Raw genomic sequence first — 12,918 nt, forward strand, 5'->3', positions numbered from 1 at the left:
GCCGGGCGCGAGCCACGGGGCGGCGCGTGAGCGCGGACACCCCGTCCTGGCTGTTCGCCGCGCCCGCTCTCGTGGTGTACGCGCTGGTGGTGCTCTATCCCGCCGTCAGCGGCATGGTCTACGCGTTCACCGACTGGAGCGGGATCGGCGAGGACAGGTCCTTCGTCGGCCTGGCCAACTTCGGCACCCTGCTGGGTGACGAGCAGGCCATGGGCTCGATCGGCAACACGATCCTGCTCACCGTGGCCGTCGTGGCCGTCCAGAACGGCGTCGGGCTGCTGCTGGCGCTCGGGGTGAACGCGAAGCTGAAGAGCAGGGGGCTGCTGCGCGTCATCTTCTTCGCGCCTGTCGTGGTCAGCCCGGTCATGGTGGCGTTCCTGTGGAAGTACCTCTTCAACCCCGACCCGTCCGCCGGGCTGAACGGCCTGCTCGGCCTGGAGGTGGACTGGCTGGGAGACCCGTCGGTGGCGCTGTGGTCGATCGCCGGCATGGTCGTGTGGCAGTACGCCGGATACTCCATGGTCATCTTCCTGGCCGGGCTGGAGGGCGTGCCCAAGGAGCTGTACGAGGCCGCCATGATCGACGGCGCGGGCACCTGGCAGCGTTTCCGCTATGTCACCTGGCCGCTGCTCGCCCCCGCCGTGACGATCAACCTGATGTTGTCCACGATCGGCGGGCTCAAGCTCTTCGACCAGGTCTTCGCCGCCACCAACGGCGGCCCCGGCTACGCCACGGAGACGTTGTCCACGGTGCTCTACAAGCAGGCGTTCGTGTTCGGCAAGTTCGGCTACAGCACCGCGATCGCCCTGGTGCTCGCCCTGTTCGTGGCCGCGGTCTCCCTCGTCCAGGTCTACTACCTGCGCGGTCGTGAGGTGACCGCGTGAGAAGGACCTACCTGCTGGAAATCGTCATGATCGCGGTGGCGGTGGCGTTCATGTTCCCCGTCTACATCCTGATCTCGTTGTCGTTGAAAGACCCCCCGCAGATCTCCCAGTCACCACTGGCCCTGCCGAATCCGCCCACCCTCGACAACTTCGCCAGTGCCTGGTCGGCGGCCGCGCTCGGCCCGTCCCTGATGAACAGCACGGTGATCACCGTGGTCAGCCTGGTCGCGCTCATCACTCTCGGCTCGTTCGCCTCCTACTTCCTGGCCCGCGTGAAGAGCGGCCTCGGCTACGGCCTCTACATCCTCTTCCTGCTGGGCATCGTCCTGCCGTTCCAGCTCGGCATGATCCCGCTCTACCAGCTGGTGACCGAACTCGGGCTGATCGGCACGCACGCCGGACTGATCCTTTTCTACACCGGCATCCAGCTCCCGTTCACCGTCTTCCTCTACACCGGGTTCATCCGGGCGCTGCCCCGCGAGTACGCCAGCGCCGCCCAGATCGACGGCGCCTCCCACCTGGTGGCGTTCACCCGCGTCGTCTTCCCGCTGCTGCGGCCCATCACCGGCACCGTGCTGATCCTCAACGCCGTCTTCATCTGGAACGACTTCTTCACCCCGCTGATCTACCTCGGCGGCTCCGGCTTCGAGACGATCCCGGTCAGCGTCTTCGCCTACGTCGGCCAGTACGTCTCCCAGCACGGCCTGGTCTTCGCGGGCCTGGTGCTCGGCGCGCTGCCGATCGTGCTGGTCTTCCTGGTGCTGCAGCGCTACGTCATCAAGGGCTTCTCGAGCGGACTCAAGGGATGAACGTCTTCGACCTGCTCCGAGAGCCGCCCCGGGAGTTCTCCCCGGCGGCCATCTGGTGGTGGAGCGGTGAGCCGCTGCGCAGGGACCGGCTGCGCTGGCAGATGGAGCGCCTGGTGAGCGGGGGAGTGCGCAACCTCGTCATTCTCAACCTCGCGCCCTCGGGACCGACCTTCGGCGCCGACGCCGACGACCCGCCGTTCCTGTCGGAGGCGTGGTGGGAGTTGCTCGACGGGGTCTGCGCCGACGCCCACGACCTGGGCGCGTACCTGTGGTTCTACGACCAGCTCGGCTTCTCCGGCGCCGACCTTCAGGCGCGGCTCGTGGTGGAGCGCCCGGAGTTCGCCGGCCAGTGGCTGGCCCCCGACGGCTCCGTGTCGCTGCGCGGGTTCGACTACCTGTCGGCCGAGGCGTGCGCGGAGCTGCTCGACCGGGTCCACGGCGAGTTCGAGCGGCGGGTGGGGCACTGGTTCGGCCGGGTCATCGCCGGGTCGTTCCAGGACGAGCTGCCGACCCTGCCCACCTGGTCGGCTCGCTTCGCCGAGGAGCACCTGGCCCGCCGCGGCAAGGCGTTCACGATCGCGGACCCCGACTGGCAGGCGTACCAGCGCACCCGCGCCGAGCTGGCCGAGCAGGCGTTCTTCCGCCCTCTGGCGCGCTGGCACGAGCGCCACGGCCTGCTCAACGGCTGCGACCAGCAGGACCCCGCCCGCGCGGGACACCCGGTGGAGGGCGTGCAACTGTACGCCGACTACGCGGGCACGCACCGCTGGTTCAGCGCGCCCGGCTCCGACCACCACGGTGACGCCCGCCTGCACGCCTCCCTCGCCCACCTGTACGGTCGGCCCAGGACGTGGATCGAGGCGTTCCACTCCAGCGGGTGGGGCGGCACCCTGGAGGAGACGTTCGACTGGTTGCTGCCCTGGCTGCGGGCCGGCGCCACCCTCTACAACCCGCACGCGGTCTACTACACGACCAAGCGCGGCTGGTGGGAGTGGGCGCCGCCGTCCACCGACTGGCGCCAGCCGTACTGGCGGCACCACCGGGTCTTCGCCGACGCGGTCACCCGGCTGTGCGCCGCCCTGTCCCAGGGCCGCCACGCCTGCGACGTCGCCGTCCTGCTGCCCACCGCCACCGCCCAGGCGGGGACCGGCCTGACGGCCGTGAACGCGCAGGCCACCCGGGCCCAGGAGGTCTACCGCGAGATCGTGGGCGACATGGCCTGGTTCGCCACCAAGCCCGGCGAACTCGACCGGCTCGGCCTCGACGCCGACGTGATCGACGACGACTCGATCCGGCGCGCCACCGTCACGGGCGGGCGGCTGACGGTGTCCACCGAGGCATACCGCGCGGTCATCCTGCCCGCTGTCACGTCCCTCGACGAGGACGTCGCCGCCCGGCTCGGTGAGTTCGCCGCCGCGGGCGGGCTGCTCGTCGCCGTCGGCGCGTTCCCGGACTCGCCGTCCCTGCGCGCCCGCTTCGCCTCGGGCGACGCCCGCCACGTGGCGACCGCCGCCGAGCTGGGCGAGGCGCTGGCCGGGCTGCCCCGGCGGGTCGAGGCGCCGGTGCCCGCGCTGGTGCGCGAGGTCGGGGAGAGCACCCTCGTGTTCCTGACCGCCGCCTTCCCCATGGCCAGCAGGATCAGCGTGGGACGCCCCGACGAGCGCGGCGTGGACCTCGGCTGGCTGGACGCCGCCATCGACTTCGATCCCGCCAGGTACGCCCGCGACATGCGGATCACCGTCAGGAACGTCCGGGGCACGCCGATGCTGGCCCGCCTCTTCGACGATGGCGAGCCACGACCGCTGCCGCACACGCGCGACGGGGACACCGTGGAGGTCGTGGTGCCCTTCGACGACGGGCCGGCCGCGTTGCTGGTGTTCGACGGCACGCGGGCCGAGCCTCCGCCGCCACGGCCCGGGTTTCCCGCCGAGCTCGATCTGGGGGACGAATGGGACGTCGAGCTCGTCCCCACCCTGGACGACACCTGGCATGACTTCGGTGGCGGCGCGGGCGTCGAACGCTGGACGATGCGTACGCCGGACGGGGAGGCGGTGCACGTGACCTTCGGGCCCCGGGGGGAGCAGCGGGTCGGCGACGGCCCCTGGACGCCCTCGGTGTGGTCGGCCTCCCGGGGGTTGCGCAAGGACACCGTCCACCGGGACACGCTCGGTCCCAAGGGGCACGTGCCGACGGAGTTCCTGGCGTTCGGCCGCGTCCCGGCGGGCACCGGAGCCCGCTTCCGAACCCTGCTCACCGTGCTGCCCGGCCCGCCCGCCTGGCTCGCCGTGGGGGCGGGGGCGGCGAAGACCCTGTGGCTCGACGGCGTGGAGCTGCCCGTCGACGACACCGGCTACGCCGCCGTCGCGCCGACGCCCGTCACGCCCGGCGAACACCTGGTGGAGCTGCTGCTGGTGCCGGACGAGGAGCTCGACCTGCGGGCGTACGTCTGTTTGGTGGCCGACCCGGCCGACGCCGCCCGCCCCGAGTGGATCGGTGGCACGCCGCTGGAGACCACCGTGCGCGTCACGGCGGAGTCGCACGAGGTGCTACAGGTGGCCTCCACCGGGTCATGCCGAGTGCTGGTCAACGGGGTGGAAGCGGGCAGGCAGGGAGGCTTCGACCCCTACGCCGAGGCGGACATCCCGCGGGTGCGGCGTTACGACGTCTCACACCTGCTGCGCGCGGGCGACAACACGATCCGGATCGAAGCCGACGGCTGGGTGCTGGTGGACGGGCTGGCCGTCTCCGGCCCCGGCTGGTCGTCCCGGCCCAGGGTGCGGCGCCGCCAGCACGGCGACCCCGCCGCCCTGTATCTGCGCCCCCGCCCTCACCCGCTACCGGAGGCGGGCTGGCTCGACGGCCAACCGACCGCGTTGCCCGCCACCTTCGCGGTGCCGGGCGCCGGACGGCGTACCGAGGTCTTCCTCGTGGAGCCGCCTCCCGGCACGACCGGCATCGAGGTTGACGCCCCGGGCCCCGTCCAGGTGCGCTGGCCGGGCCACGGCACTGCCGAGCTGCATGCGGACACGGCGCCTGGCGCCCAGGCCGGGGCGGCGTTCACCGGCCCGGTACGGTTCGTCTGCGGTCCGGGCCGGATGCGGCTGGGTGACTGGGAGGAGCACGGCCTGGCCGGCTACAGCGGAGGCGTCCGTTACCGCACCACCATCAGGGCGGCGACCGGACCGGGGCTGCTCGACCTCGGCCGGGTCAGGGGCACGGCGGAGGTGACGGTGAACGGCCGGCCATGCGGCGTCAGGGTGTGCTCGCCGTACGTTTTCGACGTCCAACTGGACGAGGGCGACAACTCGGTCGAGATTCTCATCCTCGGCACGCTCGGGCCGTACCTCGACGAGGTCAGCCCCACCCACTTCGTCTTCTCCGGCCAGCGCGCCCACGGCCTCTTCGGCCCCGTACACCTGCGCACCCGCCGGCTTCCGGCGAACAGCGCGTGAACCGCGGTGCCCGCCCGCCGCGTCCAGCAAGGGCATGAAACGCATCTGCCAGGAAAGGGGGAAACAGCAGAGCGACCCATCGAAGGCAGAGGAGAAGCGCATGGATCAGGCCAGACAGGAGACCGGCGGCGTCACCGGCACTCAGGACAAGGACTACAACCTGATCTGGTTCGTCGAGCAGTGCTTGAGCAATGCACTGCGGTTGGAGAACTACATCGCCGACGCCGATCGTGCCGGGGATGGGGAACTGGCCGACTTCTTCCGCCGCGCTCAGGCCGAAAGCCGCAAGGGAGCCAAGCAGGGCAAGGACTTCCTGCGCCGACGCATTGCCGCATAGTGAGGTGCTGTTCAGCGCCCAACCGCGTTCCCGGATGATTTTCTGAACGTCGTTTCAGAACGACGTCAGCGCGACTAGACTGCTCCCGTGGGAAGGCCGAGAACGAACGACGGCGCCGTGAAGGAGCGTCTCCTCGAAGCCGCGACGGAGATGTTCGCCACCCGTCCCCGGGAGTCGGTCACCATCCGCGCCGTGGCCGCCGCCGCCGGAGCCTCGACCGCGGCGGTCTACACGCTGTTCGACAGCAAGGACGTGCTGATCAACGAGGTGCGCAACCGGGCGGTCGCCGGGCTGTCCCGGGACCTGTCTGCGGTGCCGGTCACCGACGACCCCCTCGCCGACCTTTACGCGCTCGCCGTCGCGTACCGGCGATGGGGGCGCGAGCACAGCCACCTCTACACGGTGTTGTTCGGCGGCGTGCAGCGCTTCGATCCGTCGGGTGAGATGAGCGCGGGCGACCCCGTCCGGCCGCTTGTCGACACGATCGGCCGCGCCCTGTCGGCGTCCGTGCTCGTCGGCGAGGTGACGCCCATCGCCCTCTCGCTCTGGGTGACCCTGCACGGACTCGTGGCCCTCGAACTGGCCGGCGCACTCGACGCCACCACGGCCGAGGCCATATTCCCCTCGACGATTCTCGCCACACTGCGCGGCTGGGCGACCCCGTCCCAGATAGACGTTCCCGGATCGAGTCCCGGCCCCGCGCCCTGATCTGGAGGCGTGTTCCTCACCCGATGATCGAGCACACCGTCACCCGCTCGCCGACCCGCCGCTCGCGCACGTCCGGGCCCACCTCGACGATCTTGCCGACGAACTCGTGCCCGAGCACGTCCCCGGCCATCACCGTGGGGACGTAGCCGTCGAGCAGGTGCAGGTCGGATCCGCACACGGAGCTGGCGGTGACCTCGACCACGGCGTCCTGCCGGTTCAGGATCCCCGGATCGGGGACGTCCCGCACGGCCACCTCGTTCACGCCCGTCCAGCACAGCGCCCTCATCGCGACCCCCTCCTGGTCAGCTGCCGGAACGCCGGACCCGTCGCGCGCCCGAGGAGCGTGCGATGCCCTTCCGGCTGCCCCTCCACCACGAGGACCTCCCCGGTCTCCAGCAGCTGCTTGATCGCCGGTACCTCCTCCCGGAGGCCGTCGACCGCCCGCACCGCGATCTCGCCGCCCGGGTGATGCGCACCTCCTGCCGCCTCGCGGCCCTGCCCGTCACCGGCGAACGCAATCCGCGCTCGCGCCGCCGTGAGGGTCCGGCTCAAGTATGGTACAACTGTATACGGTACAAGTGTACCATCGGGCGATCGTGGAGGTGGACCCATGAAGGTCGGCGGGGTGCGGGGGCAGGTCGGGCGCTTCACCAGTCCAGACGCGGAGCGGAAGTTCCTGGCGGCGTACGAGCGAGCGATGTCGCTGTGGCCGCAACCCTACGAACGCTTAGATGTCGAAACCTCCTACGGCACCACCCGCGTCTACCGGTACGGCACCGCACCGGCCGAGCCGATCGTCCTCCTGCACGGACATGGAGCCAACGCGTCCAACTGGTATCCGCAGATCACGCCCCTGGGACGCGAGCATCCGGTCTATGCGATCGACACGATCGACGACCCCGGCGGCAGTAGGCAGCGGACCCCGGTAACCGGATCCCGCGATGCCGCCGCCTGGCTCACCGAGGTTCTCGCCGGCCTCGGATTGCGGCGGGTTCACCTGGTCGGGCTCTCCTACGGCGCGTGGCTCGCCCTCAACCAGGGCATCTACGACCCGGACCGGCTGGCCACGCTCACCCTGCTCGATCCGGGCGGGCTGGAGAAGGTGCGGCTGAGGTTCATGGCCGACATGCTGGTCGGCGCCCTCGCCATGGCGCTGGCCCCGCGGCGGTGGCGACCGGCACTGGGACGGTCGCTGAACGTTCACGCCCTCGTCGAACGTGCGGAGATCATGAAACCCGTCATGATCGGCGCCCGGTTCTTCCGTCCCGACCGCAGCCCCGCCCGGCCCTTCACCGATGACGAACTGCAGCGCGTCACCGTGCCGGTGCAGCTGATCGTCGGTGAGCGCAGCACCCTGCTGCAGCCCCGCCGTGCGCTCGCGCGCGCGAGCGCACTGTTGCCCGTCGTCCGCGCCGAGATCCTGCCGGACGTCGGGCATGCCGTACCGCTGGAGCGGCCTGACCTGGTCAACGCGCGTATCCTCGCCTTCGTCAAGGGCTCGGCCGTCACCAGCGTGGACGACTGACCGGGACTTGTGACCACCCGTCCGCGGGGAAGGCGCGCCGGTAGTGGGCGGGGGAAACTCCGACATGCTGGGTGAAGTGGTGGCGCAGGTTGTTGGCGCTGCCGAGTCCGCTGCGCTCGCTGATCTGCTCGATCGACAGGTCGGTGGCTTCGAGCAGCGCCTGCGCCCGCGCGAGCCGCTGGCCGAGGAGCCACCTCATCGGGGTGGTGCCGGTAGCGGCCTGTAGCCGGCGGTGGAAGGTACGGGTGCTCATTCCGGCCCGTCTGGCCAGGTCATCGACGGTGAGCGGTTGGTGGAGGTTTTCCGTGGCCCAGTGCAGTACGGGAGCGATCGCGTCGTCGTCGGTCACCGGGACGGCATGCTCCACGAACTGGGCCTGGCCGCCCGGCCGATGGGCGGGCACCACCATCCGGCGCGCCAGTTGGTTGGCCACGTGGGCGCCGAGATCGCGGCGCACCAGGTGAAGGCAGAGGTCGAGGCCGCCGCTGAGTCCGGCGCTGGTGAGCACGTCCTCGTCATCGACGTAGAGCACCGAGTCGTCGACCTTCACCTCGGGAAAGCGTTCGGCGAGGGCGGCGGTGTGTTCCCAGTGAGCGGTGGCGGGGCGGCCGTCGAGCAGCCCCGCCGCGGCCAGCGCGAAGGCGCCGTTGCACAGGGAGACCATGCGCGCCCCGGCGGCATGGGCCCGGCGAAGCGCGGTGACCAGCTCCTGGGGGATTTCCCGGTCGCCGTGGAGGCAGGCTTCGGGCACGGCCGGCACGATCACGGTGTCGACCCTGGCCAGCTCCTCCAGCCCGTACTCGGCAGTGAGCGTGAACCCCGGCCGGCGCTCGGCCGTCGCCGGGCGCGTCCCGCACAGCCGTAGGTCGTACCAGGGGTCGGCCAGGTCGGTATGGGGCACGCCGAACACGGCACATGCGATGCCCAGCTCGTAGATGTCCCACAGCGGGATGGGATCGTCGATCACCACCAGGGCGACAGAACCAGCGCTCACGCGTCGAGCCTATGGCAGGAATTTGGTACATGTTGTCGGTCCTGCCGCTGGTGGCCCCCCGGCCGCGACTGTGATCGTGGAGCGCGGGCGGACGACCGCCTCCGGCATCGGTCATCCGGCGCCGTTCTGACCAGAGGAAAGAGCGATTATGGGTACCGACGAGACGGGCATGGAACGTACCCCTGTGACGGTCATGGGGTTGGGGCTGATGGGCCGGGCCCTGGCAGGCGCCTTCGCGGCCGCCGGTCACCCGACGACGGTGTGGAACCGCACGCCCGGGAAGGCCGCCCCCTTGATCGCGTCGGGAGTGCGTGAGGCCGGCACGGTCGAGGATGCCGTCGGCGCCGGCTCGCTGCTGATCGTGTGCGTGCGCGACTATGACGCGGTCCAGGAGATCCTGGCTCCGGTGAGCGGGGCGCTGTCGGGCAAAGTGCTGGTGAACCTCACCTCGGGAGCCTCCGACGAGGCGCGTGCGCTGGCCGGGTGGGCGGCCGAGCACGGCGCCGGCTACCTCGACGGGGCCATCATGATGACCCCTCCAGGCATCGGTGCGCCCGACACGGCCATCCTGTACGGCGGGTCGCCGGAACTGTTCGCCGAACACGAGCAGACCCTGCGGGTGCTGGGCGGCGCGACCACCCACCTGAGCTCCGACGCCGGCATTCCCTCGCTGTACGACGTCGCACTGCTCGGCATCATGTGGGGCACCTTCAACAGCTTCATGCACTCCGTGGCCCTGGTCGGCACCGAGAACATCGCGGCCACGGACTTCCTGCCGTTCGCGACCGACTGGCTGGGCGGGGTGGCCTCGTTCATGGCGACCTACGCGCAGCAGATCGACAAGGGAGAATACGTGGCCGGTGACGCCACCCTGGAAACCCAGGTGCCGCCGGTCGGCCACCTCGTCCACGAGAGCCGCATCCGGGGCATCGACGCCGCGATCCCCGAGTACACCAAGGCACTCATCGAGGAGGCGATCGCCAGGGGACACGCCCTCGACAGCTACGCCCGTATCGTCGAGCACTTCAGGCCGGCCGTCTGACCGGTTGCCCATACCGGGCAGAGCGCTCCGCGTACGGGAACGTCCGGCCCCTCGGTGGGCCGGGCTGGTATCCCGCTCCATGAGGAACCGGCACAGGCCGGCGATCCGCCTCGGATCGCCGGCCTGCTGCGTTTCGCGACAAGTTCCCAGGGGGCGTGGACGCCCGGCAGGGATGTACTTTCGCACGGCTCGGGCCGATCACTTTTTGCGATCAGGAGACCCGAAAAGCCCAGGACGTGAATGTTTCCCAAAATCGTTGTTTAGTGAAGTCACTTTTGGACGCGCCTGATTTGACTACTTGTTTAGATTTATTGAGGTAAATGCGATGATCCTTGTGGGTATGTCTGCTTCTGTCCGTTTGCCCACGGAATGGGGGGCAGCGGATTTCGCGTCGAATTACGCACGAATGGAACAAAGGCACGTGAACACTGAAATTCGACAGTCGCGGACGTCGCGCCCTAGGCGTATCGCTACGGTAGCTCTGGCCACTGCGGCCACCGGTCTCATGTTCGTTCCGCTGAGCCAGGGCGTGGCGAGCGCGAGCGTGGACTCCATCGCCCTCCGGGCCGGCACCGGGCACATCCCAACGGGCGACCCCGTCAAGGGCTGCCCGAACCTCGTCTGGGGCGCATGCGGTCCCCTTTCGTGGCTCGTCGTCCACAACAAGTTCGATCACAGCAAGTTCGACAACAGCAAGTTCGACGACAGCAAGTTCGACGACAGCAAGTTCCTCGAGAACAAGTTCGACCGGAACAAGTTCAACCGGAGCAGGTTCGACGAGAACAAGCTCCACGAGAACAAGTTCGACGACAGCAAGTTCGACGACAGCAAGTTCGACCGGAACAAGTTCGATCGGAACAAGTTCGACCAGAACAGGTTCGACGACAGCAAGTTCCTCGAGAACAAGTTCGATCACAACAAGTTCGACCGGAACAAGTTCGACGACAGCAAGTTCCTCGAGAACAAGTTCGAGCACAACAAGTTCGACCGGAACAAGTTCGACGACAACAAGTTCCTCGAGAACAAGTTCGAGCACAACAAGTTCGACCGGAACAAGTTCCAGCACAACAAGTTCCACCACAACAAGTTCGACAAGTTCGAGCACGACAAGTTCGACCACGACAAGTTCGACCACGACAAGTTCGACCGCCACGAGTTCGACGCCGACAGGTTCGACCGCGACGAGTTCGACCACGACAGGTTCGACCGCGACAGGTTCGACCACGACGAGTTCGACCACGACAAGTTCCACCACCACAAGAAGTTCGACAAGTTCGACCACAAGAAGTTCGACAGGTTCGACCACGACGACCTGACGGGCCCTGAGACGGCCGACTGGTTCTAAGACGACCGCGATCTATTCGTAGTCGTTCTCGTCCGCTTGAAAGTGGCCGACGGTGCCGTGACGAACTGTTTCGTCACGGCACTTGTCGTCACGGCGTCAGCGATCCCCGCAAGCGACCTTCGGTGACGGCTCAGCCCCTGACTGCCGCGGTGAAGAAGCGCCTCAGCCCGGCCGCCACGACGTCCGGCCGGCCGGCGCGCGGCATGACGTTCATGATCGGCGGGCCGAGCCGAAGTCCGAGCATGCTGGTCACCAGTGCGGCTGCCACCTTGCCCGCGGCCATTTCCCGATCGAAGCGGTCGACCCACCCGGTCAACTGGGGGATGTCCTCCAGAAGCAGCGCCGACAGAACGGTGTACGAGATCACCGGCACGGGACGCGCAGTGGCCCGCGAGTGGCTGCTGGACATGCCGGCCACGCCCAAGGAGGAGTTCCCCGGGTTCCCGGCGGCGCTGTCCCACCTGCTGATGCTCGCCCCGCAGGAGATATGCGACGCCCTTGAGCGGCGCGTACGTACGCTCGAAGAAGCGCTGGCCGCCGCGGACCTGAGCGGCGAATCCGGGTACGACATTCGGGGTACGACATTTCCCGGCGTCGCCCTGCTCGAAGACGAGTATCTGCGCGTGGTCGTGGCGGCCGAGCTGCAGTGGCTCTGGTCGGTGGTCGACGACCTGCGAAGCGGCGACCTGACCTGGTCGGCCGCCATCTCGGCCGAGGACTCCGAGTGAACCACGGCTTCGCACCCGCGGCGACAGTGAAGAGGTCACGGGCGTCCTCGATTCGCGGGTTCCGGCGAGCTGCGCTGCCGCCGTCGCCCCCGCGGCGTACGACCCCACGGTTTGACGACCGAGATGACCATGATGAGGACCAGAGTCGTGACCACGGCCACCGATCCGGACATGAGGTCGTCGCGCACCGACAGGTACGCCGGCTGGTGGGCGTCGTCGGAGTCGCTCGACAGGGCGGTGGCCTCGATCGCCCAGCCGCCCATCCAGATCGGGGTGAACACGAGCAGGCCGGCGGAGAGAGCGATCTTGGCGATGACCCACCAGTACGAGATCAGCCCCCACCTGGTCTTGAGCCCGAGCAGCGTCCCGGTGGTCAGCGACCCCAGGGCCAGGGCGATCAGCAGCCAGCGGTCCAGCAGATGCGCGATCGCGTGCACGGCGTGCCGGAGGTGCGGGTCATCGGTGAGCAGCCCGATCACGTTCAGCGCCAGCTGGCAGAGGCCCACGCCGATCCATCCCACCGACGTCAGGACATGCAGGATGTCCAGCACCTGCTTGCCGCGTCTCGTCACTCGCTTCATGCCTCCACCCTTGGGGGCGGCGGGCCCGCGCGGAATCCGGCTGGAGATAGGTCGGGGGTATAGGTGGCCGTATTCCTCGCCCTGGTCCGCGGTGGGTAGCGTGACGATCGTGCGCCGTTCGGAAACCGGGGTCGCGCTCACCCCACTGCAGGCCCTGCGCCGAAGTCCGCACGCCGGCCCGCCCTGCCAAGCGCCGTGGGGCTACGGGCGTGGGTGACGGCCCGCCTGCGGGCCCGCCGGACCTGGCAGGAGCTGGCGTACGCGCTGCTGGGCGCGACGCTCTTATGGCCGGTCGAGCTGGCCGTGGTGGCCGGGAGCCTGATGCTGGCCGGGGCCACGCTCTTCGGGCCGGTGATCGTGCTCGTCGCGCCCGGTGCGTCGGTGCCGGCGGGGGAAACGCTGTGGCGGTCGGGATGGATATGGGTGACCCCGCTGGTGGGGGTCGGGGTGGTCGTGGCTTCGGCGTATCTCGTCGGCGTGGTGGCCGGGCTGCGCGGGTTGCTGGCCCGCACG

The 12,918-nt window shown here is 69.2% G+C and carries 14 protein-coding genes and 1 pseudogene; 10 read left to right on the forward strand and 5 right to left on the reverse strand.

The genetic code is table 11. The annotated features are described in order from the left end of the window. The first annotated feature begins 26 nt into the window (after positions 1–26). The 5 genes from BLS95_RS22920 to BLS95_RS22940 all read left to right on the forward strand — a co-directional run bounded on the left by BLS95_RS22920 (position 27) and on the right by BLS95_RS22940 (position 6,190). Positions 27–884: a carbohydrate ABC transporter permease gene (locus BLS95_RS22920; RefSeq protein ID WP_245765216.1), complete on the forward strand. Its 858-nt coding sequence runs from the start codon at positions 27–29 to the stop codon at positions 882–884. Continuing rightward, positions 881–1,693, forward strand: coding sequence for a carbohydrate ABC transporter permease (locus BLS95_RS22925; protein WP_245765217.1), 813 nt, complete (start codon positions 881–883; stop codon positions 1,691–1,693). Before BLS95_RS22920 ends, BLS95_RS22925 begins: the two co-directional genes overlap by 4 nt. Beyond that, positions 1,690–5,145: a hypothetical protein gene (locus BLS95_RS22930; RefSeq protein WP_090934578.1), complete on the forward strand. Its 3,456-nt coding sequence runs from the start codon at positions 1,690–1,692 to the stop codon at positions 5,143–5,145. Before BLS95_RS22925 ends, BLS95_RS22930 begins: the two co-directional genes overlap by 4 nt. 100 nt (positions 5,146–5,245) lie before the next feature. Further along, on the forward strand, positions 5,246–5,482 hold the full coding sequence (locus tag BLS95_RS22935) for a hypothetical protein (RefSeq protein ID WP_090934581.1): 237 nt from the start codon (positions 5,246–5,248) through the stop codon (positions 5,480–5,482). Between the two features lie 87 nt (positions 5,483–5,569). Next, positions 5,570–6,190 (forward strand): TetR/AcrR family transcriptional regulator, encoded by a 621-nt coding sequence (locus tag BLS95_RS22940; protein ID WP_090934583.1) that lies wholly within the window; start codon positions 5,570–5,572, stop codon positions 6,188–6,190. 16 nt (positions 6,191–6,206) lie between these two features. Here the strand turns inward: BLS95_RS22940 and BLS95_RS22945 are convergent, their stop codons facing one another. Together BLS95_RS22945 and BLS95_RS22950 are read right to left on the reverse strand one after the other, a co-directional pair. Continuing rightward, a complete protein-coding gene (locus BLS95_RS22945; RefSeq protein ID WP_090934586.1) occupies positions 6,207–6,476 on the reverse strand; it encodes an alcohol dehydrogenase catalytic domain-containing protein in 270 nt (89 codons plus the stop codon). Beyond that, a complete protein-coding gene (locus BLS95_RS22950; protein WP_090934589.1) occupies positions 6,473–6,742 on the reverse strand; it encodes a hypothetical protein in 270 nt (89 codons plus the stop codon). Before BLS95_RS22950 ends, BLS95_RS22945 begins: the two co-directional genes overlap by 4 nt. Before the next feature lie 58 nt (positions 6,743–6,800). On the opposite strand from BLS95_RS22950, the gene BLS95_RS22955 reads away from it, so the two are divergent. Beyond that, entirely contained in the window at positions 6,801–7,715 is a 915-nt protein-coding gene (locus tag BLS95_RS22955; RefSeq protein ID WP_218135937.1) for an alpha/beta fold hydrolase, read from the forward strand. Here BLS95_RS22955 and BLS95_RS22960 read toward each other — a convergent pair. Then, on the reverse strand, positions 7,696–8,709 hold the full coding sequence (locus tag BLS95_RS22960; protein ID WP_218135938.1) for a GlxA family transcriptional regulator: 1,014 nt from the start codon (positions 8,707–8,709) through the stop codon (positions 7,696–7,698). The genes BLS95_RS22955 and BLS95_RS22960 overlap by 20 nt on opposite strands. Before the next feature lie 169 nt (positions 8,710–8,878). Between BLS95_RS22960 and BLS95_RS22965 the strand changes: the two genes are divergently transcribed. Both BLS95_RS22965 and BLS95_RS22970 read left to right on the forward strand, forming a co-directional pair. Next, complete coding sequence (locus BLS95_RS22965; protein ID WP_090935036.1) at positions 8,879–9,751, forward strand: NAD(P)-dependent oxidoreductase; 873 nt, start codon at positions 8,879–8,881, stop codon at positions 9,749–9,751. Positions 9,752–10,256: 505 nt separating this feature from the next. After that, a complete protein-coding gene (locus BLS95_RS22970) occupies positions 10,257–11,096 on the forward strand; it encodes a pentapeptide repeat-containing protein (protein WP_090934592.1) in 840 nt (279 codons plus the stop codon). Positions 11,097–11,226: 130 nt separating this feature from the next. On the opposite strand, the gene BLS95_RS22975 is transcribed toward BLS95_RS22970, so the two are convergent. After that, a complete protein-coding gene (locus BLS95_RS22975) occupies positions 11,227–11,469 on the reverse strand; it encodes a hypothetical protein (protein ID WP_090934595.1) in 243 nt (80 codons plus the stop codon). Between BLS95_RS22975 and BLS95_RS22980 the strand changes: the two genes are divergently transcribed. Further along, positions 11,450–11,824, forward strand: a complete 375-nt coding sequence (locus BLS95_RS22980) for a hypothetical protein (protein WP_143043841.1) — start codon at positions 11,450–11,452, stop codon at positions 11,822–11,824. The genes BLS95_RS22975 and BLS95_RS22980 overlap by 20 nt on opposite strands. Positions 11,825–11,859: 35 nt before the next feature. On the opposite strand, the gene BLS95_RS22985 is transcribed toward BLS95_RS22980, so the two are convergent. Beyond that, positions 11,860–12,405 (reverse strand): hypothetical protein, encoded by a 546-nt coding sequence (locus tag BLS95_RS22985; RefSeq protein ID WP_143043842.1) that lies wholly within the window; start codon positions 12,403–12,405, stop codon positions 11,860–11,862. A gap of 138 nt (positions 12,406–12,543) precedes the next feature. On the opposite strand from BLS95_RS22985, the pseudogene BLS95_RS59095 reads away from it, so the two are divergent. Continuing rightward, positions 12,544–12,909, forward strand: a pseudogene (locus tag BLS95_RS59095) (sensor domain-containing protein); the annotation flags it as partial. Positions 12,910–12,918 lie beyond the last annotated feature (9 nt).

Source organism: Nonomuraea jiangxiensis (assembly GCF_900099965.1).
Taxonomy (GTDB): Bacteria; Actinomycetota; Actinomycetes; order Streptosporangiales; family Streptosporangiaceae; genus Nonomuraea; species Nonomuraea jiangxiensis.

What these genes read in the sequence shown, in the direction of transcription:
- BLS95_RS22935 (WP_090934581.1), top strand. Translation starts at nt 5,246, where the DNA reads ATGGATCAGGCCAGACAGGAGACCGGCGGCGTCACCGGCACTCAGGAC.
- BLS95_RS22985 (WP_143043842.1), bottom strand. Translation starts at nt 12,405, where the DNA reads ATGAAGCGAGTGACGAGACGCGGCAAGCAGGTGCTGGACATCCTGCAT.
- BLS95_RS22945 (WP_090934586.1), bottom strand. Translation starts at nt 6,476, where the DNA reads ATGAGGGCGCTGTGCTGGACGGGCGTGAACGAGGTGGCCGTGCGGGAC.
- BLS95_RS22955 (WP_218135937.1), top strand. Translation starts at nt 6,801, where the DNA reads ATGAAGGTCGGCGGGGTGCGGGGGCAGGTCGGGCGCTTCACCAGTCCA.
- BLS95_RS22930 (WP_090934578.1), top strand. Translation starts at nt 1,690, where the DNA reads ATGAACGTCTTCGACCTGCTCCGAGAGCCGCCCCGGGAGTTCTCCCCG.
- BLS95_RS22970 (WP_090934592.1), top strand. Translation starts at nt 10,257, where the DNA reads ATGTTCGTTCCGCTGAGCCAGGGCGTGGCGAGCGCGAGCGTGGACTCC.
- BLS95_RS22965 (WP_090935036.1), top strand. Translation starts at nt 8,879, where the DNA reads ATGGAACGTACCCCTGTGACGGTCATGGGGTTGGGGCTGATGGGCCGG.